The sequence below is a fragment of the Ochrobactrum sp. PL_is501 genome, assembly GCF_055816895.1.
On record NZ_JBVPGR010000026.1, the window covers coordinates 22,822 to 46,346 of the forward strand.

At 56.7% G+C, this 23,525-nt stretch carries 19 protein-coding genes and 2 pseudogenes; 9 read left to right on the forward strand and 12 right to left on the reverse strand.

Translation table 11 applies throughout. From position 1 onward, the window contains the following. Positions 1 to 54 precede the first annotated feature (54 nt). Positions 55 to 996, forward strand: a pseudogene (locus AC0TOF_RS02755) (DUF4158 domain-containing protein); the annotation flags it as partial. On the opposite strand, the gene AC0TOF_RS02760 reads toward AC0TOF_RS02755, so the two are convergent. From AC0TOF_RS02760 to AC0TOF_RS02775, 4 genes are all read right to left on the reverse strand, one after another. Beyond that, entirely contained in the window at positions 955 to 2,445 is a 1,491-nt protein-coding gene (locus tag AC0TOF_RS02760) for an inorganic phosphate transporter (protein WP_122002174.1), read from the reverse strand. The pseudogene AC0TOF_RS02755 and the gene AC0TOF_RS02760 overlap by 42 nt on opposite strands. Before the next feature lie 530 nt (positions 2,446 to 2,975). Next, entirely contained in the window at positions 2,976 to 4,016 is a 1,041-nt protein-coding gene (locus tag AC0TOF_RS02765; protein ID WP_473767204.1) for a glutamine synthetase beta-grasp domain-containing protein, read from the reverse strand. A gap of 392 nt (positions 4,017 to 4,408) precedes the next feature. Continuing rightward, complete coding sequence (locus AC0TOF_RS02770; RefSeq protein ID WP_473767131.1) at positions 4,409 to 4,687, reverse strand: hypothetical protein; 279 nt, start codon at positions 4,685 to 4,687, stop codon at positions 4,409 to 4,411. A gap of 727 nt (positions 4,688 to 5,414) precedes the next feature. Next, on the reverse strand, positions 5,415 to 6,317 hold the full coding sequence (locus tag AC0TOF_RS02775) for an AraC family transcriptional regulator (RefSeq protein ID WP_473767205.1): 903 nt from the start codon (positions 6,315 to 6,317) through the stop codon (positions 5,415 to 5,417). A gap of 4 nt (positions 6,318 to 6,321) precedes the next feature. Here AC0TOF_RS02775 and AC0TOF_RS02780 point away from each other — a divergent pair. The 5 genes and pseudogenes from AC0TOF_RS02780 to AC0TOF_RS02800 all read left to right on the forward strand — a co-directional run. Next, a pseudogene (locus AC0TOF_RS02780) lies at positions 6,322 to 7,428 on the forward strand (ABC transporter substrate-binding protein); the annotation flags it as partial. Between the two features lie 138 nt (positions 7,429 to 7,566). Continuing rightward, the gene (locus tag AC0TOF_RS02785) at positions 7,567 to 8,430 is read left to right on the forward strand and encodes a carbohydrate ABC transporter permease (protein ID WP_122002168.1); all 864 of its coding nucleotides are present in this window, start codon (positions 7,567 to 7,569) and stop codon (positions 8,428 to 8,430) included. After that, the gene (locus AC0TOF_RS02790; RefSeq protein ID WP_122002167.1) at positions 8,427 to 9,245 is read left to right on the forward strand and encodes a carbohydrate ABC transporter permease; all 819 of its coding nucleotides are present in this window, start codon (positions 8,427 to 8,429) and stop codon (positions 9,243 to 9,245) included. Before AC0TOF_RS02785 ends, AC0TOF_RS02790 begins: the two co-directional genes overlap by 4 nt. A 4-nt stretch (positions 9,246 to 9,249) precedes the next feature. Next, entirely contained in the window at positions 9,250 to 10,296 is a 1,047-nt protein-coding gene (locus AC0TOF_RS02795) for an NAD(P)-dependent alcohol dehydrogenase (protein ID WP_473767132.1), read from the forward strand. Beyond that, the gene (locus tag AC0TOF_RS02800; RefSeq protein WP_473767133.1) at positions 10,296 to 11,357 is read left to right on the forward strand and encodes an ABC transporter ATP-binding protein; all 1,062 of its coding nucleotides are present in this window, start codon (positions 10,296 to 10,298) and stop codon (positions 11,355 to 11,357) included. The genes AC0TOF_RS02795 and AC0TOF_RS02800 overlap by 1 nt, the downstream gene beginning before the upstream one ends. 102 nt (positions 11,358 to 11,459) lie before the next feature. On the opposite strand, the gene AC0TOF_RS02805 is transcribed toward AC0TOF_RS02800, so the two are convergent. After that, positions 11,460 to 11,768: a PepSY domain-containing protein gene (locus AC0TOF_RS02805; protein WP_473767134.1), complete on the reverse strand. Its 309-nt coding sequence runs from the start codon at positions 11,766 to 11,768 to the stop codon at positions 11,460 to 11,462. A 262-nt stretch (positions 11,769 to 12,030) separates the two neighbouring features. Here AC0TOF_RS02805 and AC0TOF_RS02810 point away from each other — a divergent pair, with 262 nt between their 5' ends. The 3 genes from AC0TOF_RS02810 (at position 12,031) to AC0TOF_RS02820 (ending at position 15,593) form a co-directional block, all read left to right on the forward strand. Beyond that, positions 12,031 to 13,011 carry a substrate-binding domain-containing protein gene (locus tag AC0TOF_RS02810; protein ID WP_473767135.1) on the forward strand — a complete coding sequence of 327 codons (981 nt, stop codon included), beginning with the start codon at positions 12,031 to 12,033 and terminating at the stop codon, positions 13,009 to 13,011. A gap of 66 nt (positions 13,012 to 13,077) precedes the next feature. Then, positions 13,078 to 14,583 carry a sugar ABC transporter ATP-binding protein gene (locus tag AC0TOF_RS02815; protein ID WP_473767136.1) on the forward strand — a complete coding sequence of 502 codons (1,506 nt, stop codon included), beginning with the start codon at positions 13,078 to 13,080 and terminating at the stop codon, positions 14,581 to 14,583. Further along, the gene (locus AC0TOF_RS02820; RefSeq protein ID WP_121981888.1) at positions 14,580 to 15,593 is read left to right on the forward strand and encodes an ABC transporter permease; all 1,014 of its coding nucleotides are present in this window, start codon (positions 14,580 to 14,582) and stop codon (positions 15,591 to 15,593) included. The genes AC0TOF_RS02815 and AC0TOF_RS02820 overlap by 4 nt, the downstream gene beginning before the upstream one ends. Before the next feature lie 65 nt (positions 15,594 to 15,658). On the opposite strand, the gene AC0TOF_RS02825 is transcribed toward AC0TOF_RS02820, so the two are convergent. From AC0TOF_RS02825 to AC0TOF_RS02855, 7 genes are all read right to left on the reverse strand, one after another. After that, positions 15,659 to 16,921, reverse strand: a complete 1,263-nt coding sequence (locus AC0TOF_RS02825; protein WP_473767137.1) for a nucleoside hydrolase — start codon at positions 16,919 to 16,921, stop codon at positions 15,659 to 15,661. Between the two features lie 224 nt (positions 16,922 to 17,145). Continuing rightward, the gene (locus AC0TOF_RS02830) at positions 17,146 to 18,867 is read right to left on the reverse strand and encodes an ABC transporter substrate-binding protein (protein WP_122002159.1); all 1,722 of its coding nucleotides are present in this window, start codon (positions 18,865 to 18,867) and stop codon (positions 17,146 to 17,148) included. A gap of 100 nt (positions 18,868 to 18,967) precedes the next feature. After that, the gene (locus tag AC0TOF_RS02835) at positions 18,968 to 19,261 is read right to left on the reverse strand and encodes a DUF2160 domain-containing protein (RefSeq protein WP_473767138.1); all 294 of its coding nucleotides are present in this window, start codon (positions 19,259 to 19,261) and stop codon (positions 18,968 to 18,970) included. A gap of 1 nt (position 19,262) precedes the next feature. Then, positions 19,263 to 20,129 carry a carbohydrate ABC transporter permease gene (locus AC0TOF_RS02840; RefSeq protein WP_473767206.1) on the reverse strand — a complete coding sequence of 289 codons (867 nt, stop codon included), beginning with the start codon at positions 20,127 to 20,129 and terminating at the stop codon, positions 19,263 to 19,265. Positions 20,130 to 20,154: 25 nt separating this feature from the next. After that, entirely contained in the window at positions 20,155 to 21,021 is an 867-nt protein-coding gene (locus tag AC0TOF_RS02845) for a carbohydrate ABC transporter permease (RefSeq protein WP_473767139.1), read from the reverse strand. 2 nt (positions 21,022 to 21,023) lie between these two features. Further along, entirely contained in the window at positions 21,024 to 22,094 is a 1,071-nt protein-coding gene (locus AC0TOF_RS02850; protein WP_473767140.1) for an ABC transporter ATP-binding protein, read from the reverse strand. Positions 22,095 to 22,104: 10 nt separating this feature from the next. Continuing rightward, on the reverse strand, positions 22,105 to 23,187 hold the full coding sequence (locus AC0TOF_RS02855; protein ID WP_473767141.1) for an ABC transporter ATP-binding protein: 1,083 nt from the start codon (positions 23,185 to 23,187) through the stop codon (positions 22,105 to 22,107). Positions 23,188 to 23,525 lie beyond the last annotated feature (338 nt).

Here is a 23,525-nt window from a genome sequence, read left to right on the forward strand (position 1 = left end):
TCGGACGATTCCGTACAGGGGTAGACCGGTAGTCCAGAGTTACGAGAGTAAAGAATGGTCAAGCGGACGCTTTTAAAAATCCAGGATCGACATGAGCTTTTCGACATTCCTACCGACGAAGATAGTTTGATCAGGCATTATTCGCTTTCACCAGCGGATCGCTTGGAAATAGAGCTTCGCCGGCGCAAGCAAAATCAGCTTGGCTTTGCGGTGCAACTTTGCCTGATGCGCTACCCTGGAAGAGCGCTCTTGCCGAATGAAGTTCCGCCACCGATGCTGCTCAACTATATTGGCGAGCAGATCAACGTGGATCCAATGTTATTTAATTTATACGCAACGCGTGAGGAAACCCGACGCGAACATATCGGACATTTGCAGCGCTATCTCGAGCTGCGGAGTGCAACCGCTGAAGACCGTCGCGCCGCGTTGCGTGCGGGCATTGAAGCAGCCTCCCAAACAGATAAAGGGTTGCCGATAGCAAAAGCGATTATCGCCACATTCCGTGAGCGATGTGTTCTCCTACCGGTAGTGAATATGATCGAGCGTATGGGACTGGCAGCACGTGCCATCGCTCGTCGGCGCGCAGAGAGTGCGCTCATTGCTGATCTCACTGATGAAAAGCTGGAAGCTCTTGATATCCTATTGGACGTTGACCCGGCGATTCGTCAGACGCGGTTCAATTGGTTGCGGTCAGCTCCTGATGCCCCGGGAGCAGGCAATCTGATTGGAATGACGGAGCGCATAGCGTTCCTACGCCATCTTGAGATCGATCCCCAACTGCAACTTCGCATTCCCGCCGGTCGGTGGGATCAGATGATCCGCGAGGGCGATGCCACTCCGGCCTGGCTTGCCAGTGACTTCAGTTCCAGTCGTCGACGCGCTACAGTTGTGGCTCAGCTTATCAAGCTCGGCCAGAAGCTCACCGATGATGCGGTAACGATGTTGTCCGTTGTATCAGGAGTTTCCGACAGGCAACTGGTTCAGCAAGGCAAACAGAATGGCTGAAAGTATCGCCGCGGCGGGAACCGTTACCACCCATGCAGCGGCAATCGTCAGCGCGTGTGAGCGACGAACCAGCTTGCGGCGGCGACGCTCTTCAACCGGGATGGATTCAAGCGGCAGGGCCTGACGAGCCTTTTTCAACCGGCGTTCCGTATCCCATTCGCGAAAGAACCCGACGCCAAAGATTGCACCGATAGCGATGTGGGTCGAACTGACCGGCAATCCGAGCCAGCTCGCCAGAATGACGGTGATTGCGGCGGAGAGGGACACACAATAGGCCCGCATCGGGTTGAGCTTGGTAATCTGGTTGCCGACCATTCGAATGAGTTTGGGGCCAAACAGGCACAGGCCGAAGGAAATGCCGCTTGCGCCGATCAGCATGACCCAGAGCGGAATCTCGACGCCATCGTTCAACGCGCCGGTCTGCGACGTCTGGACGATCGCCGCGAGCGGTCCGACAGCATTGGCCACATCATTTGCGCCGTGGGCGAAGCTCAACAGCGCCGCCGAAACGACCAACGGGATGCTGAACAGCACTTTGAGTGACTTGTTGCGGTTTTCGAGCCCCAGCGACTGGCGGCGAATGACCGGGATCAAGGTTAGCCAGCTTGCAAGCCCGAAAGCCAGGCCGATGAGCAAGGCTACCCCAATCGACACATCGACCAGTTGCTTCAGCCCCTTCATGATCAGATATGTTGCAAAGGTTCCAGCCATAAGGCCGACAAGGATGGGCACCCATACGCGCGCTGCCGCGATTTTGTCTGCACGATAGACAATGCGGGCCTTGATCAGCCACAGAAAACCGGCAGCGACGATCGCACCCAACACGGGCGAAATAACCCAGCTTGCCGCTATGGCGGCCATCTGCGACCAGTTCACCGCTCCAAAGCCTGCCGCAACGATGCCCGCGCCGACGACGCCGCCGACAACCGCATGGGTGGTCGAAACCGGAGCGCCGATCCACGTCGCAAGATTGACCCAGAGCGCCGAGGCGAGCAGCGCCGCCATCATCGCCCAGATGAACATGACGGGGGTTGCGAGCGTATCGGGCGCAATGATGCCGGTTGCTACTGTCGAGACGACATCCGCGCCTGCAATAAGCGCGCCCGCACTTTCAAAAACGGCGGCAATGGCAATCGCGCCGCCCATGCTCAGCGCATTGGCGCCCACTGCCGGGCCCATGTTGTTGGCAACGTCATTGGCGCCGATATTCAACGCCATGTAGGCGCCGAAGACGGCTGCGGCCACAACGATGAGCGTCTGACTGGTCTGGCCGAGCAGCATCGCCGCTCCAAGCCCGGCAAGCATGATAAAAACAAGAGCGATGCCGGGTGCCACGAGCGGACGGGAAACGTAGCTCGCCGCCGTTTCCAGCTTGACGAAGCGGCCGAGGTCGCGATCCAGAGTCTCTAAATGCCGAGCTTCGAGATCTTCGTTTGCCATGATTTACTCTTGATTTCTAACGTTGCGTACCGGTTCAGGCGGCCGCCGGGGAATGATCCATTTCAGGAATGTGACAGGTGTTTAAATGCGGGGCCTTTGAAAAGTCAATGATTCGAGTCTGTGCCGTTTGTGAGGTGCTTGGCTATCGCTTCGGCCCTCCGCCTTGGGCCGGCATTGCTGACCCTGTCGGCCGACCGCTGAATGCGGCCTTGCGCGGGAAGGGAAAAACTGGATCAGGCTGTTGCCAATTAATTTGTTGCACGACCTTGTTTTGAACAAGATGTGCACCTATATGGCTGTCATAGGCATTGCTCAAGAGCGCTGGAACGCGTCTGTCGCTCGCAATAGCCTTCATCGCTTGATGCTTTTGACCACGGATGTACTGGCACTGGTAGGAAAGCGATGATGAGGAAGGTCGGTGCGTTTTCGCCCCGGCCTTTTTTGTTGCCTGCGATTTCCGAGAGAAAAGCCGGACGGCCTGCCTGGAGGTTTCAGCAGGCCGTCCGGTTAAAGCGTATATGCATTAGAAATCAAGCAGCGAGTGCTTCGTCTTCCGAGGTCGGGACTTCAGATATCGTCTTCAGGACCTGCGAAGCGATCTGGTACGGGCAGCCCTGCGAGTTCGGGCGGCGATCTTCCAGATAGCCGCGATAGCCATCCCTGACGAACGAGTGCGGAACACGGATCGACGCGCCACGATCGGCGACGCCGTAGGAGAACTTGTTCCACGGAGCGGTTTCATGCTTGCCGGTCAGGCGCATGTGGTTGTCCGGGCCGTAAACGTCGATATGGTCCTGCAAATTCTTCTCGAACTGCGCCATGAGCGCCTCGAAATAATCCTTGCCGCCCACTTCACGCATGTATTTGGTCGAGAAGTTGCAGTGCATGCCCGAGCCGTTCCAGTCGGTGTCGCCGAGCGGCTTGCAGTGGAATTCGATGTCGATTTCATACTGTTCGCAAAGGCGAAGCAGGAGATAACGGGCGATCCACATCTGGTCGGCGGCGTTCTTTGAGCCCTTGCCGAAAATCTGGAATTCCCACTGGCCCTTGGCCACTTCCGCATTGATGCCTTCGTGATTGATGCCGGCATCAAGGCAAAGATCGAGATGTTCCTCAACGATCTTGCGGGCGATGGAGCCGACATTCTTGTAGCCGACGCCGGTGTAATACGGACCCTGTGGGGCAGGGAAGCCCTGTTCCGGGAAGCCGAGCGGACGGCCATCCTTGTAGAAGAAATATTCCTGCTCGAAACCGAACCATGCATTGTCGTCCTCAAGCACGGTTGCGCGGCTGTTGGACGGATGCGGGGTGACGCCGTCCGGCATCATGACTTCGCACATCACGAGAGCGCCGTTCTTGCGCGCGGGATCAGGATAGATCGCGACCGGCTTCAAGACGCAATCTGAGCTGCGGCCTTCGGCCTGCATCGTCGAAGAGCCGTCGAAACCCCAGAGCGGCAATTGGTCAAGCGTCGGGAAAGCGTCGAATTCCTTGATCTGCGTCTTGCCGCGCAGGTTTGCAGCCGGCTTGCACCCATCGAGCCAAATGTATTCGAGCTTGTACTTGGTCATCGCTAGTCTCTCTGTCATCCTCGGTTGATCCATCACCACAAGTCATGCGGTGTCGCGCGGCTCGGTGTTCGATTTAAGAGAAGCAAGGACCGTGCCAGTTTTGAATCGGGTGAGTTTTCAGGGCGGAAAAGGCAAGCGCGACCGGGCGGGCAAGATTTGCGCAACGCAAGCGGAGATTATCTGCTCAAAAAACAGGCAACGGACCAGAATTTCATCACGTCTTCGGTGCAGGCCTTCATCAATGCTGCGGAAACCACCGTATTGGGCATCGCGGCGCATTGGCCATGCGGACGAGAATGCCGGCCTTGTTCAGACCGGCATGGGATGAGGGGAGATTCGGCGGTGATGTTGTCATCCGGTGTTCTGGCAAGCCGCCGGCCGAATGCGTTGCCTCAGACATTCGCGTTTTTGCGCATGTCATCAAGCTGTCTTAGAGACGAAAACAGCGATTCCCGATCGCGGAGATGCTCTTCGTAGAGAGACAGGAAAATGGCGTTCGTTGTTTCATGCGGCCCGGGTGCGGACCGAGCGCGGTGCAGGCTGCTATTGGCCTTGCGCTTGGCGTCTTCGACTTTCGCCTGCAATTCCTGAAGCATGCGCGAATTGCCAAACGCATGAAAACCGGCTTCCGGTGCGCCCGAGGCGACGGTATTGGATGTCGAGTGAATCATGGTCTGCATCTCCGATGGCAAGATATGGTGCTGATCGTGACGTCCGTTTATGATATAATCGTGGTGCAAACCGTACGAAATTACACTCTTGTGATGGTATGTTTCGGGCGCCGCTTTCAGGATAATTCCATTTCGTGCTGAAAAAACTTCTAGCACTGCAGGCGCTTTGGAAACGAGGAACTCAATGCCAAAACCTCCAAGGAACAGGAAAAAAACTCACGGTCCAGCTGGAAGCGAACAGATCAGCCCGCGTGCCTTCGCAGCCTTGAAGGGGCATCAATCAGCGTCGTGATTCATGAAAGGGAGCATATCGACGGTGTCGATTGTCGTTGGCTCGACGGGATTACCGTCTGGCTTGGCAAAAATTATCACCCACAAACAGTAGATCAGAAATGCCGCCACGCCGATCGCTAGCAGGCTGACAAATATGAGTGACCAATCCAACATGCCTGGCACCTTGGCCCAGTTTGCGCGCTAACTCAACCATCTAAAATTTGCTTGCGCGAAGGGAGCGACACCCGGTTAGCGGGTTCACTTCTTGTGGGTCTCGATCCAGGTGATGCCGAAGACGACCGCGCTGACGGCCAGGATCGCCGCTATCTCAATCCAAAAAATCAACTGCATGGCCATGTCCTCCAGCATGGTTAACAAGAACCCGGCGAAAAGGTTTCATTCACGCTGACGTCACCTGGCAGCGGATGGATGGCTATCGCACCTCACGGGGCGCTCACAGCGTCCGCGATGCCGCCGCAATCGAACTGTCCCGAATATGGGCAGCGTTTCGATATGCGCGCGGAGTGAGCCCCGTTTCCAACAAGAAATAGCGGTTGAAGTTGGAGAGATTGTTGAAGCCCGCTTCAAAACAAATATCGGTTATTGCAAGATCCGTTTCCACCAGCAAGGTTCGCGCCCGCCACACCCGAACAGAACGGCTGTAAGTCGAAAACGTCATGCCTGTCAGCCGCTTGAAAGCGCGGGAGAAAGATGCTGTGTCGAGGCCGACAGCTTCGGCGACATCCTGCATCTGGCGGTCAGGGTTGGATTGCAGAATCTGGATCGCCTGATCGATACGCCGATGCCGCTTGTCGGAGGCTTCGCTATAGAGCGATACGAAATGCTCGCTGGCAAGGGGCCGCTTTTGCCCAGCGCTATCGATCGCATTCAATATCTCAAGAAAAAGGCCCAGGCCCGCAGCATCCGACTGCCGGTGCAATGCCAGTATCATTTCCCCGATATCGAGCGCTTCGTGACCTGTGATTTCGATCCCCCGGCGGGATAATTCTTTCAGGCGATGCAGCACTTCGAATTCAGGGCAAACCGACCGAACCTGAATAAGTGCATCGGCATTGAACTGGAGTACGAGATCACGGCCCGGAATGGATGCCGCACCCGGCGTAATCCAGTTATGGGGCAGGTTCGTCCCGGTCAGGACGAGATGGCCGGGCTGAAATGGCCCCACGTAATCGCCAACATAGGCCAGACCCTGTGCTTGAGGGATATAATGGATTTCCCACTCAGGATGATAGTTCCAGATGCATATCGGATTGGGATAGTCGTCGCGGCGGATGAGATAGGACTTCCCGCCCGGCAGCGTGATGCGCTCTCGCGTGGCAGCATAGGCATTCGGCAGGGAGGACGAGTTTGAGGAACTGTCCGGCGCCGGTTTTGAAATCAGCTATCTGAACGAGAATGACCGCCGCGCCAAGTCACAGGCGGATGCATCGACCGTAGGCAGCTACAATGTCTACTATGTCGATGAAGCCAATCTCGCATTGTTTGCATCGTCGGGCTGGATCGTTCCGCTCGAAGGCTTTTATCCCAAGGAATATGATTACGACGATTTCGACGCAGGCATGCGTGCGGCTGCCACTTATGACGGCAAGCAGTGGTTTGCACCCGTTCAGGGCGGCGGCGACCTGATGGTCTATCGTACCGATCTGCTCGAAAAGGCTGGCCTCCAGCCCCCAAAGACCTGGGACGAATACAAGGCTGCCGTCGCCAAGTTGCATGACCCGGACAATGGCGTCTATGGGACCGCATTGCGCGGACAGCGCGGCTCGGGCGCCAATGTCTGGCGGTGGATGCCGCTGTTCAAGGCAAATGGCGGCGAATGGTTCAAGGATGGCAAGCCTGCTTTCAACTCGGACGCGGCAGTGAAGGCAACTGAGGAATATCTCGATCTTTTCAAATATTCCGCTCCCGGCACCCAGACGGGTTCGTGGGACGAATCCACCGGTGCTTTCCGGGCAGGTAAGGTAGCAATTATCATTGAATCGGCTCCCCTTGGCGGCATGTCGGTCGATAAGGCGCAGAGCCAGGTGGCGGACAAGGTCGCTTTCGCTGTTCCGCCAACGCCTCTTCCGGGAGCTGGCTACGCGCATGGATTTGCAATTGCGTCCAAGGCCAATGCGACGGACGAGGATAAGGCTTGCGCCGGCCTCTTCGTGGCATGGGCGACCTCCAAGGAGCAGGAAGCCCGTCGTCTGGCTGCGGGGCAGCCCGGTGAATTGACACGCACCAGCACCTATCGAAGCCCGAAATATGCCGAGACGTTCGGACAGAACCTTGCAGATGCAATGGCCGCTACCGGCGCCCGCACGACGGTAACTTTCTGGCAGGACGCGCGCTGGCAGGAACTGGGAAATCAGTGGGGCATCATGCTGGAAGAACTTATCACCGGCAGCCGCAAGGATATCAAAGCGACGCTCGACGAGCTTCAGTCATTCGCTGAGAAGCTCTAGGCATCGCGCGTTCGGGGCGGTTTCGCGGCCACATCGGTCGAAACCGCCCCGCCTCCCAAGATGGGTACTGCCCTGAAAGCCACGTGCGGCTGACGCTGCCGGGCCGTCCCAGTCACCGCCTTCAGACAAGGAATGTTCATGCAACGTGGACGCTCGCTCCCATATCTTTTCCTTGGGCCAACCCTGCTCATTCTCGTCATTCTGGCGCTGGTTCCGACCGTTTTTGCGATTACGATTTCGCTGCAGAACAGGACCTTGTCACAGCCAGTGGCTGAATATGTCTGGTTTGCGAACTATGCCGCTCTGCTCAGCGATCCGCGTTTTCTCAACGCATTGTGGGTTTCGCTGAAATGGGAAGTCCTGACCGTGGCACTTACCATGCTGACCGGCATCGGACTTGGTATTGCGATGTTCGAAGCCGCCAGCCCGCGCTTGCGAAATCTTCTTTGCGTCCTGTTCATTATCCCTGTGTTGTTGCCGCGCGTCTGCGCAGCATTCGTATGGAAGTTTGCTTTCCATCCGCTTTACGGCGCCCTGACCTGGCCTGTCCGTGAACTGACTGGGGCTACGCCCGATATACTTTCCACGCCAGCCGGGGCGCTCCTTGCCGTTGCTTTCGTGGACGTCTGGCAATGGGGTCTGTTTTTCGCGGTCATCATCCTGAAACTGCTCGAAGCGTTGCCGGTCCAGCCTTTGGAAGCGGCTCGCATCGATCGCGCCAAAAGGTGGGAAATCCATCGCTTCATCACCCTTCCGATGCTCAAGACGCCGCTGATCAGCCTTCTGCTCGTCAAGGCCATCGAAAGCCTGCGTTCTTTCGATCTGGTTTATGTCATGACGCGGGGCGGTCCCGGCATCTCGACCGAAACGCTTGATATGTATGCCTATTCGCAAGGTTTCATCGAGTCCGGAAAAATCTCCTACGCCTCGTCGATGGCCGTCATCATGATGCTGCTGACCATCGTCATTTTCACTGTCGCCTGGAAAAGACTGAACCGATGAAGATTTCGACCTTCCTTCTGCGCGCGGTCCTTGTCTTTGCGGCAGCGCTTGTTGTGTTGCCATTGCTGTGGACCCTGCTCAACGCGTTCAAGACCAACGCCGATCTTCTGGTCAGCACGCCGAAAATTCTCTTTCAGCCCGTATGGGACAATATGAGCTATGTGCTCAATCGTCGTTCGGTTGCGCGTGCGCTTACGAACTCGCTTATCATCTGCTCGGCGGCAGTCGTCATTGGCGCTCTGATTGGCGTACCCGCAGCCTATGTGATCGCGCGATACAAGAACCGTATAACAGCCGAAGCTCAGTTCTTCGTTCTGTCCTTGCGTTTTCTGCCGCCGGTGGCAGTGGCCATTCCGATGCTGGTGATCTGGCTCTCGCTTGATCTCTACGACAGCCGCCTGTCTCTCATCGTAACCTATCTGATCATTACTGCATCGATTACGATCTGGTTGTCGGTTCCCGCGTTCGAGCGGGTGAGCCTCCATGTCGAGGAAGCGGCCCGGGTCGATGGATTGGGACGTTATGGAACTTTTTTCCGAATTGCCCTGCCTATAGCCCGATTTCAGATATTCGGCGCCATCGCTTTTTCCTTCGTACTGGTCTGGAATGAATTCCTGCTGGCAATGATGCTGACGACGTCTCGCGCCAAAACATTGCCGATCATAGCTTCTGAAATGTCACAGCTCGGCATGAATGTGCCATGGGGCATTCTCAATGCCGCTGTCGTTCTTCTCTCCCTTCCGCCCTTAATTCTGCTTGGGCTTCTTGCTGGCGGATTAAATGCCGTCTTCACCAAAAAACAAAATCAGGAATGATCCGATGAAAGCACTTGTTCTGGAACGCATCGGCGAATTGAATCTGCGCGACATTGAATTGCCAACCGACATGGGGCCGGATGACGTTCGCATCAAATTGCACACTGTAGGCGTGTGCGGGAGCGATGTGCATTATTACACGCACGGGCGTATCGGGGATTTTGTGGTCGATCAGCCCATGGTGCTCGGTCACGAGGCGGCAGGCACGGTGGTCGAGGTTGGCGGGAACGTGAGGCATCTCAAGCCGGGGGATCGGGTCTGCATGGAGCCGGGCATTCCAGATCCGCTCTCGCGCGCTTCGAAGCTTGGCCTCTATAATGTCGACCCTGCCGTGCGTTTCTGGGCAACGCCGCCCGTCCACGGAGTCCTTTGCCCCGAAACGGTTCATCCTGCAAATTTCACATATAAGCTGCCGGACAACGTCTCTTTTGCAGAGGGCGCGATGGTCGAGCCCTTTGCGGTCGGCATGCAGGCGGCAACGCGCGCGCGCATCAATCCGGGCGATACAGCCGTCGTGACCGGCTGTGGGACAATCGGCATCATGGTTGCACTTGCGGCCCTGGCAGGAGGCTGTTCCCGCGTTCTGATCTCGGATTTTTCGGAAGCCAAGCTGCAAATTGCAGAAACTTATGACGGCATTACCGGCATCAATCTTGGCGAAACCAACATCGTTGAAGCGGTCAATGATGCTACCGAAAATTGGGGGGCGGATATCGTCTTTGAATGTTCGGGAGCCGCAGCAGCCGTCCGGGACTTGTTCAAGATAGTGCGCCCCGGTGGCGCGGTTGTGCTGGTTGGCCTGCCTCCCGAACCCGTCCCGTTCGACATTTCGGCAGCGACGGCACGGGAATGCCGGATCGAGACGGTCTTCCGCTATGCCAATGTGTTCGATCGCGCTCTCGCACTGATCGCCGCAGGCAAGGTTGACCTCAAGCCGCTGATCTCTGGAGTGTTTCCATTCGAGCAATCCATTGCCGCTTTCGATCGCGCGGCAGAAGGTCGTGCGACAGACATCAAGCTGCAAATCGTCCTGGACGGGGAGAAAAACTGATGTCCACCGTGGAATGTCGGTCCATATTGAAGCGATATGGCGCGCAGGAAGTCATCCGGGATTTCAATCTTGAAATCAGCGATCATGAGTTTGTAGTTTTCCTTGGGCCCTCCGGCTGTGGAAAATCCACGATCTTGAGAATGATTGCCGGGCTTGAGGAAATCACAGGAGGCGATCTTCTGATCGGCGGCCAACGGGTGAACGATCGCGATCCGGGTGACCGCGGTATTGCCATGGTGTTCCAGAACTACGCGCTTTATCCGCATATGACTGTTCAGGAGAATATCGTTTTTGGGTTGGAGCGCGCGGGTATACCGAAGCAGACGATAGCCGAGAGGCTGAAGCCGGTCGTGGCCGCTCTGGGACTTGAAGTCTATCTGGGACGCAAGCCGTCCGAGCTGTCGGGCGGCCAGCAACAACGCGTCGCAATCGCCCGCGCGATGATAAAGACGCCCGAAGTATTCCTCTTCGACGAGCCGTTATCCAACCTTGACGCAAAATTGCGCGGAAGCCTGCGGGTCGAGATCGCCAATCTCCATCGCGAACTGAAGACGACCAGTATTTATGTCACTCACGACCAGCTTGAAGCCATGACATTGGCGGACCGGATCGTGCTGATGAAGGATGGGCGCATAGAGCAGATGGGAACGCCCGAGGAAATCTATGAGGCCCCCGCGACGCTTTTTGCCGCCGGATTTATCGGTACCCCCAATATGAATTTCTTCGAGCTGAACGCGGACGAGGAGAAAATTGCCGACGAAACCATAAGCCTGCCGCGTCCTTCCGGCTTGAAGCCGGGTCCGGTAACAGTCGGCATCCGTCCGGGAGCATTCCGGCTGAACGAGGCTGGAGGCCAAATTCGCGGCGAGATCGAACGCAACGAATTTCACGGAGAGAACCGCCTGGTTACAATTCGGGCCGGTAAACATATCTTCAGTATCGCCGTGTCTACTTCCGTGCGCCTGCGGGAAGGGCATAATGTCGGGCTCGATGTGATGCCGAACAGCTTGCATCTGTTCGATACGCAAACCGGCTTGCGTAGCTCAATATCCGGCGGGTAGCAGGATGGAACTCAATTCTATCCCTGCGCTATTCAGGCAAAAAAGCGGCCTTTGGAAACCGCTTTTGTTGATTGCTCCCGCTCGCACGTTTTCTTGGCGCAGTTAGCGCACTTCGAGTACTTCGCCGGTGCGGCGATCTATGACTACGCGCATCTCATCGTCGCGACGGTCTATTCCTCGGACAACATAAACGTTCCTGCGCCTTGAGATGCTTTCGACTTCGTCCATCCCTTCGCTGCGCGCGATTCTGGCGGCCCTGCGTTCGCTGATTTCCTCGCGGCCGTAGCGTCGATTCCCGTCCGGATTGACCTCTATACCGTTGGGACTGATTTCAATGCTCTGCGCATGTGCGGGAACAGTTGGAATGAGAGCCGACAGTACCAAAACTGCGATTGCCGGAAACTTGTACATGGCAGTTATCCTTGCTGGTTTCACGCCCGCCGTCGACATCAACCGATAAGTCCGCCGCCGGTTCCCATCGGGGCAGTCAACTCCTCCTAACACTCCGAAGATATTGTGATGAGAAGTGTCATCGGTCTTGCTGTGTCAAGTCGGTCATGGCACCCTGAAACCGTGAACGTTTCCCTCTATCTTGCCGTCTTGACAGTATTACATTCACGGCACTAGGCTGCAGTAACACGGCAGATTTTTACTGAAGTGAGGGGAGGAATTCATGACTAAAAGTTCAATTATTACAGGACTGGGTCGGGTTTCAATTTCACGGCGCCAGTTTATAACATCGAGCGCACTGGGCGCCGGTGCTCTGCTTCTACCGTCCTTGCCGTCTTTCGCGGCGGACAAGCCCAAAGTCGGTCTGGTCATGAAGTCGCTCGCCAATGAGTTCTTCAAGCAGATGCAGGCAGGCGCCGAGGATTATGCCGCCAAAAATACCGACAAGTTCTCTTTTGCCGCCGTCGGCATGAAGGACGAGCGGGATTTCGCTGCCCAGGTGGATGCGGTCGAGAATTTCGTCACGCAGCAGTTCGATGTGATCGTGCTTGCCCCGGCGGATTCCAAGGCCATGGTGACGCCGGTCAAAAAGGCTCTGGAAGCTGGCATCAAGGTCATCAACATCGACGTGGCGCTCGATGAAGAGGCGAAAAAGCAAGCCGGTGTCGATCTTGCCTTTTTCGGTCCCGACAATCGCGAGGGTGCGAAGCTCGCTGGCTTGGCTCTTGCCAAGGAACTGGGCAAGGGCGGCAAGGTGGTTATTCTGGAAGGCAATCCTGAGGCCGACAATGCCAAGGAGCGCAAGAAGGGGTTTGATGATGCCGTGGCCGAGGGCGGCCTGACACTGCTCGATTCCAAGACCGCGCATTGGGAAACGGAAGAAGCCAACACGCTTATGACCAATTTCCTGACCCAGTATCAGGACATTCAAGGTGTGATGGCAGCCAATGACTCCATGGCGCTCGGCGTCGTGAAGGCGTTGGATGCGGCTGGAAAATCGGGGCAGATCAAGGTGGTGGGCTTCGACAATATTCCTGCCGTCCAGCCTTTGATCAAGGATGGCAAGATGTTGGCCACCGTCGATCAATTCGGTGCGCAGATGGCAGCCATGGGCATTGATTACGGGCTGAAGGAACTGGCGGGCGAGAAGTTTTCCGGCTGGGTCAAGACGGATATCAAACTCATCACCGCCCAGGATCTCTAAAAAATTGCCAATTATAGGGCGGCGCGCTAGGCGCCGCTCTTCACCACCCGGCAGGCAGGAACAGACATGCAGTCAGCCGACGCCATTTTGAGATTGGAAAATGTCGGCAAGACCTTTCCGGGTGTGGTTGCGTTGAATGGTATCACGCTGGAACTGCAGCGTGGCGAGACACATATCATCCTGGGTGAAAACGGCGCCGGCAAGTCGACCCTCATCAAGCTTCTCGCGGGCATATATCAGCCCGACGCGGGCGAGATTTTTCTGAACGGCCAGCCCTATAACCCAAAGACCCCGCACGACGCGCAGGTTCAGGGCATCCGCATCGTACATCAGGAACTCAACCTGCTGTCGCATCTTTCCATCGCTGAAAATCTGATGCTGGAAAGTCTTCCAAGGCGCTTCGGGATCATGGATCGGGCAACGCTGAACCGCCGCGCCGAAGAGCTTCTGGCAGAGGTCGGTCTGGCGGTCGATCCGCGGATGCCGGTCTCGGAGCTGGGTGTTGCGCAAATGCAATTGGTCGAGATCGCCAAGGCGCTTGGTTATGACAGCAAACTACTGGTTCTGGACGAGCCGACGGCAACATTGACGCCGCCGGAAATCGAGCGGCTGTTTGCGATCATCAAGCGCCTGAAGGCGAAAGGCGTCACCATCATCTACATCTCCCACCGTCTGCACGAGGTCTTCGAGATCGGTGACCGCGTAACGGTATTGCGCAATGGTCGTCTGGTCGAGACGCGCGACCTGCAAGGGTTGAGTGTGCCGCACCTGGTGCGCATGATGATCGGCCGCGACATCGCGGATGAATACGGCTTCAACGCTGATATCAAGCCTGGTGCCGTGGCTTTGGCGGTGAGGGATGTAAAGCGCAACAACGGTGCCCCGCCTGTTTCGTTTTCGGTGCGTCATGGAGAAATTCTCGGTGTAGCCGGTTTGGTCGGGTCAGGCCGTACCGAGGTGATGCGCGCAATCTTCGGCGCCGATCCAAGGTCGGCAGGGGAAATCGATGTTGATGGCAGGCCGGTGAATATTCGCGACCCGCGCGATGCGGTGCGCAACGGTCTCGGTTTCCTGACTGAAGACCGCAAGAGCCAGGGGCTGCTGCTGGACATGCCTGTCTATGTCAACGCCACGCTCACCGACCTGAAAAAAATCTCGCACGGCGGCTTGCTGGATGGCCGCGTGGAAAAAAGTGCGGTGGCTGAGCTGGTCGAGCGGTTGCGCGTCAAGACGGCATCCATCGACACGCCGGTGCGCAATCTTTCCGGCGGCAATCAGCAAAAGGTGGTCCTGGCAAAATGGCTGTTTCGCGGGTCGTCCACGCTGATCCTCGATGAACCGACGCGCGGGGTCGATGTGGGCGCCAGACGCGAGATCTATCAACTCCTGTGGATGCTGGCCGCCAGCCAGAAGGCAATCATCATGATTTCCTCGGACCTGCCGGAGCTGATCGGCATGTGTCACCGCATTATCGTCTTCTCCAACGGCAAACTGGTGGGAGAACTGGACCGGTCGCAATTCGACCAGGAACGTATTCTTTCGCTCGCTTATCAGGAGCATGTTCACGCATGACGGAACCCACTTCTCCATCTGTCCAACAATCCGATGCTGTCGATCGCCAGAAGCTGAAGCGCTTCCTGTTGCGTGATGCCGGCGTGTTTCTGGCGTTGATCCTGATAACGCTGGTATTTTCTTTCACCGCGCCCTATTTCGCGACGTCGGGCAACGCGCTGAAGATTTTCGTTCAGATCGCGATCAACACGGTTCTTGCCGCCGGTATGACCTTCGTTATTCTAACCGGCGGCATAGACCTTTCCGTTGGCTCGGTGCTTGCCTTATGCACGGTCGTGGGCGCACTTATCATGACCTCTGGTCTGGAACCCGCCTTGTCGATCCCGCTGGCCGTTCTGGCATGCATTGCCGTCGGCGGGCTTTGCGGGTTCATCAACGGCAAGGTGTCGACTTACTGGAAAATCCCGTCGTTTATCGTCACGCTCGGCATGCTTAATATCGCCGCCGGTGCGGCGCGTGTGGTCTCGAACAATTCCACCATCACCGGGCTTCCACAGGGGTTTGTCGATTTCGGCAATCTGATAGTCGGTGGCTTCCTGCCCTCGATCTTCCTGATCGCGGTGGCTGTGATCGCCGTCGGCTGGTTCGTCCTCCGCTTTACGGTCTTCGGCCGCATGATCTATGCGGTCGGTGCCAATGATGAGGCGGTACGCCTTTCGGGGCATAATCCCGATGCATACAAGATCGCAGCGTTTGTCATTTCCGGCGTCACTGCCGGTATTGCCGCGATTGTCTATCTCCTGCGCCTGAATATCGGCAGCCCGATTGCGGGCGTCGGCTATGAACTCAACGCGATCGCAGCCGTCATCATCGGCGGAACAAGTCTTTTCGGCGGCAAGGGATCAATCGTGGGCACGCTGGCGGGTGCCTGCATCCTGCAGGTTTTGGCGACCGGCCTGCAATTGCTCGGCATCGGTGACAATTACAAACCGATCATTATCGGTACGGTGATTATCCTCGCGGTGATTGTCGATACCTATCGCGAAAGGTTGCTGCGGCGCATTCGCTGACCGCACCCTGAAATGCTTCAACCCGGCGCTTGATATTTCGTATCGCGCCGGGTTTGGCTTGGAGCCTATTTCTTCGTGGCGGTTGTCAGCGGGACGACGATCTCTTTCCAGAACTTGTCTTCATCGATGTAGTTCTGAATGGCGGCTTTCTGCGTGCCGACCGGTCCCGGCTTTGCTTCGGCATTGCCTCCAATGTCATTGTCGGTGAAAGCAAGGCTTCGGCCATAGTCCAGCCCCATCTCAGTGTTCACGTCCACATAAACACCGGTGGCGGGCGCCGCTGCTCCATCTTTGGGACGAGGCGCATTGTTCCATGCAAGCACAATCGACGGGTCGATGACGTAGGCGGCTGCAAACAGGTCCCATACATTATCAGGTCCGAAAGTGGTTCCACCCTTCGCCTTGATCCGTTCCTCTCGGGCAAGCCAAAGCTTCTGAATGCCCGGAACACTGCCGTCGACCATTTTCCGATAGAGGTCTTCCGGCATTCCGCCCGTATGTTCATTGGCCTCCAGACCCGAAATCACCTGATTTCCATACGCCTTGAAAGTTTCGGAATTTGGATCGCCCCATTTTGCCCGGACACTGATCTTGGCGGCTTCCGGGTCGGCCCACCAGTTGAATTCCGCCGACGCCGACGAATTTCCGGGCACATAGAAAGCACCGCCCATATAGACGATTTCGGCGACCTTCGACGGAAAGCTCGGATCTTTGAGAATGGCGCGGGCAATATTGGTGAGCGGGCCAATAGCGACCAGTTTTATCTGGCCGGGATGTTTGTTGACAGTGTCGACGAGAAAATCGACGGCGTCCCTGTTGCCGTCGGGGTCCGGATTATCCAGACCATATACCCGTTTATAGGATGGCGCCTCGCCATATTTGTGCTTGTAAACGTCGGCCCATTTTGCCGTGGGGTCGGCGTCGATCTCGTTGCCCGCATCCGGTCGCAGATAGCCGCCCCAGCCGGTGATGGGGCTGATTTGCAATTCGGCCGCCAGCACTTCCGGCGTGGCTTTGTTCCCTCGCCAGTTGCGAATGCCGTATCGGCTGCCTTCATAGATGGGAACGTCGGAAGCCAGCGCCTCCAATTGTCGGACGCCTGCGGCTACACCGGCTGGCATGGGTGTGTTTCCGGACACGACGGTGACGCCGAGCAGGTCGATATTGGGGGCGCGCTCGAGCAGAAGCATGGCGGTGCCATCGTCGAAGAGCTCGACCATGTCCGCGTCGAGGATGACTTTCGTGCGGGATTCCTGCGAGAATGCGGCGCCGGTTACTGCCAGCGAGCAAGTCAAAGTCCAGGCAAAGATAGACGGCCTGATATCCATTCTGTCCTCCCTTTATGGTGAGCCGCGTGGGTAAAACGCTGCATTGGGATAGGATATCATGCAGTTTTTCTTGTCAATGTAAGTATATTCAAAATTATATGTCGTAAGGGAATGTAATTAAGTGGTTTGCGGGGCGGTGGTCTAAGAGGTCCATCGTCACGAAACAATCCGGCGCAGGCTGCCGGTCGGCGTATGAGGCCGACCGACGGAGTTTTTACGCCAGCCTACTTCTGCCAGCTCTTGACCAATTCATCGTAATTGACGGTGGTGGGTTTTTCCTTTTCATTTTCGATCTTCAGCTGTGGAGCGAGATTGCCCTTGGAAACGGCATCCTTGTTCCAGAACTCGATGTCATGTTCCTCGGCGAGTTTCGGTCCGATATCACCCTGCACCCCTGCACGTTCCAGGCGTGAGAGAACTTTTTCCTGCTCGGCGCAAAGAGAATCCATCGCTTCCTGCGCCGTCTTTGCGCCGGAAGACGCATCGCCGATTGCCTGCCACCAAAGCTGCGCGAGCTTCGGATAGTCAGGCACATTGGTGCCGGTCGGCGACCACTGCACTCGAGCCGGGGAACGATAGAACTCGACCAGACCGCCAAGTTTCGGTCCGCGATCCGTGAAGCTTTGATGATGGATCGTTGAATCGCGGATGAAGGTCAGTCCCACATGGCTCTTCTTCACATCGACCGTCTTGGACGTGACAAACTGCGCATAGAGCCACGCGGCCTTGGCGCGATCATCTGGCGTGGACTTCATCAGCGTCCATGAACCAACGTCCTGATAGCCGAGCTTCATGCCGTCTTTCCAATAAACGCCGTGCGGGGAAGGGGCAACGCGCCATTTGGGCGTTCCGTCCTCATTCACGACCGGGAGACCGGGTTTGGCCATGTCCGCCGTGAACGCCGTGTACCAGAAAATCTGCTGGGCGATATTGCCCTGCGACGGAACCGGGCCGGATTCGGAGAAGGTCATGCCTTGAGCTTCCGCCGGAGCATAGGCCTTGATCCAGTCCAGATATTTCTGGATCGCATAGACGGAAGCCGGTCCGTTGGTGTCGCCGCCGCGCGCGACGCATGAACCGACCGGGCGTGAATTTTCATCGACCTTGATGCCCCATTCATCGACCGGCAGACCGTTCGGCAGGCCCTTGTCGCCATTGCCAGCCATGGAAAGCCACGCATCGGTAAAGCGCCAGCCGAGTGACGGGTCCTTCTTGCCATAGTCCATATGGCCGTAGACCTTCTTGCCGTCGACTTCGCGGCCGGTGAAGAACTCGGCGATATCCTCATAGGCCGACCAGTTGACCGGAACGCCGAGGTCATAACCGTACTTGGCTTTGAAATCGGCCTTGTTCTTTTCGTCGTTGAACCAGTCGTAGCGGAACCAGTAGAGGTTCGCGAACTGCTGGTCGGGAAGCTGATAGAGCTTCTTGTCCGGTGCGGTAGTGAACTTGCTACCGATGAAATCGTCCAGATCGAGGCCCGGATTGGTAACGTCCTTGCCTTCATTGGCCATGAAGTCTGTCAGGTTGCGAACCTGCTGATACCGCCAATGTGTGCCGATCAGGTCGGAATCGTTGACCCAGCCGTCATAAAGATTCTGGCCTGTCTGCATCTGGGTCTGGATTTTCTCGACGACGTCTCCTTCCTGGATAATGTCGTGGGTGACCTTGATGCCAGTAATGGCTGTAAATGCGGGGGCCAGCACCTTCGATTCATAGTCGTGGGTGGTCAGCGATTCGGAAACAACCTTGATCTCCATGCCCTGAAAGGGCTTGGCTGCATCGATGAACCATTGCATTTCCTTTTCCTGGTCAGCGCGTGAAAGGGATGAAAGGTCACCGATTTCCTTGTCGAGAAACTGCTTTGCCTCATCCATTCCCGCTGAAGCTGCGCCTGTCATTGCCAGCACGATGAGTGCCGTAGTTGTCATTAGATGCCGTCGCATGTTGATCCTCCCAAAGCTTGCGAGTGCATATCGACTTTCGGGCGCGGTATGTCCCCCGGCCCACTACTGCATGAAGCGGACCTGTTCCGCTTCGGACTTCTTAAACAAAGCGAAATACGCCAATGGCGTAGACCACCGAGAGGGCGACAGCCCACCATAGGTTAGGGCCAACCAGCCCCAGCCATGCCAGATTGATGAATGCGCTGCCGAGCAGCGACACGAACAATCGGTCGCCGCGCGTCGTCTCGAACCCCAGAATGCCGTTGCGTGGCGCCCCTCCGGGGGAGGCATATTCCCATACGCCCATTCCAACGAGCAGGGCGGCGATACCGCAGAAAAAAGCTGCGGTCTGCCAGGTCCAGGCCATCCATGAGAAGTCGGGCATATGAAACATGTTAGACCCTCCCCAGGGCGAAGCCCTTGGCGATGTAATTGCGGACAAACCAGATCACCAAAGCGCCGGGTATCAGCGTCAGAACGCCCGCAGCAGCGAGCAGTCCCCAGTCCATTCCAGCGGCTGATACGGTGCGCGTCATCGTAGCTGCAATGGGTTTCGCGTCCGTGGTCGTGAGGGTACGTGCAATCAGCAGCTCGACCCACGAGAACATGAAGCAGAAGAAGGCTGCCACGCCGATGCCTGATGCGATCAACGGCATAAAGATCTTCACGAAGAACTTTGGAAACGAATAGCCATCGATATAGGCTGTCTCGTCGATTTCCTTCGGTACGCCGGACATGAAGCCTTCGAGAATCCACACCGCCAGCGGCACGTTGAACAGACAATGCGCCAGTGCGACCGCAATATGCGTGTCGATGAGCCCGAATGCTGAATAGAGCTGAAAGAACGGCAGGGCAAACACAGCAGGCGGCGCCATGCGGTTGGTCAGGAGCCAGAAGAACAGGTGTTTGTCGCCCAGAAACCGGTAGCGTGAGAAAGCATAGGCCGCAGGTAATGCTACCGAAACTGAAATCACCATGTTCATGACAACATAGATGATCGAGTTGATATAACCCGAATACCAAGCGGAGTCAGTGAAGATGGCGCGATAATTCTGCAGCGTCGGCTCATGCGGAAACAGCGTCAGCGACGTCAGGATTTCCTGATTGGTCTTGAAGCTCATATTGATGAGCCAGTAGATCGGGATCAGAAGCAATATGACGTAGATTGTCGGTATAAGCCAGCCAAACCGCGACGTCTCGCGTCTGCTCGCGCGTTGTCTGACGGTGCTGGCATCCGGTGCAATCGCATTCACGCTGCCCATAGAGGTTCCTTGTACGGCGTTCATCTCATGCCTCCTGATCGTGGCTGGTCATGACCGTGTAGAACACCCATGACAGCAGCAGGATGATAAGGAAGTAGATCAACGACATGGCCGCCGCGGGTCCGAGATCGAACTGTCCGAGCGCCATCTTGACCAGATCAATCGACAAAAATGTCGTCGAATTGCCCGGTCCGCCGCCAGTCACCACGAACGGTTCGGTATAGATCATGAAGCTGTCCATGAAACGAAGCAGAACAGCGATCAGGAGAACGCGCTTCATCTTGGGCAATTGGATGTAACGGAACACCGAGAACCGCGAGGCTCCGTCAATCCTTGCAGCCTGATAGTAGGCATCGGGGATGGAGACGAGGCTTGCATAGCACAACAGCACCACGAGGCTGGTCCAGTGCCAGACATCCATGAGGATGATCGTTACCCAGGCGTCGAACGGATCGTTGACGTAATTGTAATCCAGCCCCAGCCAGTTGGCGTAATAGCCGAGCAGGCCGATGTCGCTGCGTCCGAAAACCTGCCAGATCGTGCCGACCACGTTCCATGGTATCAGCAGGGGGAGCGCCATGGTGACGAGGCACACCGGAACCCAGAAACCCTTTTTGGGCATGTTGAGTGCGATCAGGATGCCAAGAGGGATCTGGATAGCCAGAACGATGAACGAAAAAATGAGATTGCGCCCGAGCGCATCCCAGAAACGGCCGGAGTGAAGAATCTGTTCGAACCAGTCTGTTCCAGCCCAGAAGAACTGATTATTGCCAAATGTATCCTGCACCGAATAATTCACTACCGTCATCAACGGAATGACGGCGGAAAAGGCGACGAGAACCAGCACCGGCAGGACCATGAACCAGGCTTTGTTGTTCCAGCTTTTCTCCATGGTCAGCCCTCCATCTCCACGCGCCAGGAATCTGCAAATATGCCGATAGCTTTCGGATCGAAGGTCACACGCGGTTCCGTGGGTATGTCCTCATCCTCGCCGACCACCACCGCCAGTTTCTGCCCCTCGAAGCCGGCGCGCACGATGCGGTAACGCCCGATATCCTCGATCTTGTCGACACGGATCGGCATGCCTTCACGACCGAGCTTTATAAACTCTGGTCGGATGCCGAGCTCGATTTGTGTTGAATGGCCAATCTGAGGAATGCCGGGCAGTGGGATAGTTTGCGCGCCGACCGTGGCAGTCTGGCCGTCAATACGGGCGGGCATGAGGTTCATGCCCGGGGAGCCGATGAAATAGCCGACGAATGTATGCTTTGGGCGCTCGAACAGTTCAGCGGGCGTGCCGATCTGCACGATCTCTCCATTGTGCATCACCACCACCCTGTCGGCGAATGTCAGTGCCTCCGTCTGGTCATGCGTGACATAAACCATGGTGAAACCCGATTGACGGTGCAGGCGCTTCAGCTGCGAACGCAGCACCCATTTCATGTGTGGATCGATGACCGTCAGCGGTTCATCGAACAGGATCGCGTTCACGCTTGCGCGTACCAGACCTCGACCCAGTGAAATCTTCTGCTTCTGATCGGCGGTCAGTCCGCGTGCCCTTCGCCGGGCAATGCCGCCGAGGTCCGTCATTTCGAGAATGTCCTTGACGCGGCGTTCCACTTCCGCTTCCGGCATGCGACGGTTACGCAGGGGAAAGGCAAGATTGTCGAAAACAGTCATCGTGTCGTAAACGACGGGAAACTGGAACACCTGCGCAATGTTGCGGTCTTCGGTCGCCAGGCCGGTCACGTCCTGCCCATCGAAGAGGATACGCCCCTCGGTCGGCTTCAGAAGACCGGAGATGATATTGAGCAGTGTTGTCTTTCCGCAGCCGGACGGGCCGAGCAGCGCATAGGCGCTGCCGTCCTCCCACTCATGATTGACCATGTTCAGGGCGTATTCGCCTGCGGCCTGCGCCTTGGCATTATAGGCGTGGCGGATATGATCGAGTGTGATACGTGCCATCGCCGTCCTCCTATGCCGCCAAACCGGCTGCGTGGCCGACAGCGCGACCGGTCTCGTCGAATGCCATCAGATGCCGCGTGTCGAGATAGACTTCGATTTCGCGGTCCGGCTCGATGATCTGGATACCGTGCGCCAGCATGACCCAGCGATCACCTTCGTAATCGAGATGGATGAAGCTTTCCGATCCTGCGATTTCGGACACCAGTGTGCGGGCCCGGATAGGAACTGTAGCGTTTTCCGCTGGGCGGACGAGCAGATGATGCGGCTGAAACGCGATGGTCAGCGGTCCATCACTTATATGGGCCAACTGGCTGGGCACGGCGATGGCCGGGCGATCGGCCCGCAGGAACCGATCGCCTGACTTGACCATGCGAGCCGTGTTCAACGGTGGATCGGCAAATGTGCGTGCTGTGATGAGGTCGAGCGGGCGGCGATAGACGTCGATTGTTTTGCCAAACTGTGTGACGTGGCCTTCCGACAGTGCCGCCGTATTGCCGCCAAGCAGCAAGGCTTCGGAAGGTTCGGTTGTTGCGTAGACAAAGATGGCGCCGGATTCGGCGAAGATGCGCGGCAACTCCTCGCGTAATTCTTCACGCAGCTTGTAGTCGAGATTGGCCAGCGGTTCGTCGAGCAGAACCAGATTGGCCTTCTTTACGATGGCACGAGCAATCGCAGTGCGCTGTTGCTGGCCGCCGGAGAGGTTGAGCGGTGTCCGGTCAAGATAGGGCGTCAGCTTCAGAAGCTCAGCCGCCTTGCGAACCTCACTGTCGATTTCAGACGGTGACTTTCCTGCGATACGCATCGGCGAAGCGATGTTTTCGTAAACGGTCAAAGCCGGGTAGTTGATAAACTGCTGATAGACCATCGCCACATTGCGCTTCTGCACGGGCATGCCGGTAACATCCTGCCCGTCAAACAGAATTGAGCCTTCGCTTGGCCTGTCCAGACCAGCCATGAGGCGCATGAGGGAGGTCTTGCCGGACAAGGTTGGTCCAAGCAGCACATTCAGGCTCCCGCGTGGCAGGGCCAGATTTGTCGGATGGATATGAGCGGCTCCTCCGACCGTCTTCGAGATATTACGCAGTTCCAGCATATGTCCCGAGGCCTCCTCCAACCGTCGGAATTATTGCGCTTATCGGCAAATCCTCTCAATATGGACTTCAAGGGACTGTGCCTCATCCCTTATGAGCAACTTGTGTTCTACAGGCCGTTTCCGTGCTTGTTCGGAAAACATGCATATTCCAACGCCGTTCCGAGCGCTGCCGAAGAGAGGTTTCGCCAAAGGCTCCGCCCAACTTACCACAACGCCCGACCAGATGCTTGACGAGCGCCCGTCAGCAGGCGCGGCTGTGGAGCCGCGACCTATGCTCGAAAACACTCGAGTTGGATTACCTGAATAAGCATATAGCTTGCAGCTTTTGTCTGAGAAGA

Excerpts from the sequence above, each read along its gene's own strand:
- AC0TOF_RS02760 (WP_122002174.1), bottom strand. The coding sequence starts at position 2,445 with ATGGCAAACGAAGATCTCGAAGCTCGGCATTTAGAGACTCTGGATCGC.
- AC0TOF_RS02765 (WP_473767204.1), bottom strand. The coding sequence starts at position 4,016 with ATGACCAAGTACAAGCTCGAATACATTTGGCTCGATGGGTGCAAGCCG.
- AC0TOF_RS02770 (WP_473767131.1), bottom strand. The coding sequence starts at position 4,687 with ATGATTCACTCGACATCCAATACCGTCGCCTCGGGCGCACCGGAAGCC.
- AC0TOF_RS02785 (WP_122002168.1), top strand. The coding sequence starts at position 7,567 with ATGCAACGTGGACGCTCGCTCCCATATCTTTTCCTTGGGCCAACCCTG.
- AC0TOF_RS02790 (WP_122002167.1), top strand. The coding sequence starts at position 8,427 with ATGAAGATTTCGACCTTCCTTCTGCGCGCGGTCCTTGTCTTTGCGGCA.
- AC0TOF_RS02795 (WP_473767132.1), top strand. The coding sequence starts at position 9,250 with ATGAAAGCACTTGTTCTGGAACGCATCGGCGAATTGAATCTGCGCGAC.
- AC0TOF_RS02800 (WP_473767133.1), top strand. The coding sequence starts at position 10,296 with ATGTCCACCGTGGAATGTCGGTCCATATTGAAGCGATATGGCGCGCAG.
- AC0TOF_RS02805 (WP_473767134.1), bottom strand. The coding sequence starts at position 11,768 with ATGTACAAGTTTCCGGCAATCGCAGTTTTGGTACTGTCGGCTCTCATT.
- AC0TOF_RS02810 (WP_473767135.1), top strand. The coding sequence starts at position 12,031 with ATGACTAAAAGTTCAATTATTACAGGACTGGGTCGGGTTTCAATTTCA.
- AC0TOF_RS02815 (WP_473767136.1), top strand. The coding sequence starts at position 13,078 with ATGCAGTCAGCCGACGCCATTTTGAGATTGGAAAATGTCGGCAAGACC.
- AC0TOF_RS02820 (WP_121981888.1), top strand. The coding sequence starts at position 14,580 with ATGACGGAACCCACTTCTCCATCTGTCCAACAATCCGATGCTGTCGAT.
- AC0TOF_RS02825 (WP_473767137.1), bottom strand. The coding sequence starts at position 16,921 with ATGGATATCAGGCCGTCTATCTTTGCCTGGACTTTGACTTGCTCGCTG.
- AC0TOF_RS02830 (WP_122002159.1), bottom strand. The coding sequence starts at position 18,867 with ATGCGACGGCATCTAATGACAACTACGGCACTCATCGTGCTGGCAATG.
- AC0TOF_RS02835 (WP_473767138.1), bottom strand. The coding sequence starts at position 19,261 with ATGTTTCATATGCCCGACTTCTCATGGATGGCCTGGACCTGGCAGACC.
- AC0TOF_RS02840 (WP_473767206.1), bottom strand. The coding sequence starts at position 20,129 with ATGGGCAGCGTGAATGCGATTGCACCGGATGCCAGCACCGTCAGACAA.
- AC0TOF_RS02845 (WP_473767139.1), bottom strand. The coding sequence starts at position 21,021 with ATGGAGAAAAGCTGGAACAACAAAGCCTGGTTCATGGTCCTGCCGGTG.
- AC0TOF_RS02850 (WP_473767140.1), bottom strand. The coding sequence starts at position 22,094 with ATGGCACGTATCACACTCGATCATATCCGCCACGCCTATAATGCCAAG.
- AC0TOF_RS02855 (WP_473767141.1), bottom strand. The coding sequence starts at position 23,187 with ATGCTGGAACTGCGTAATATCTCGAAGACGGTCGGAGGAGCCGCTCAT.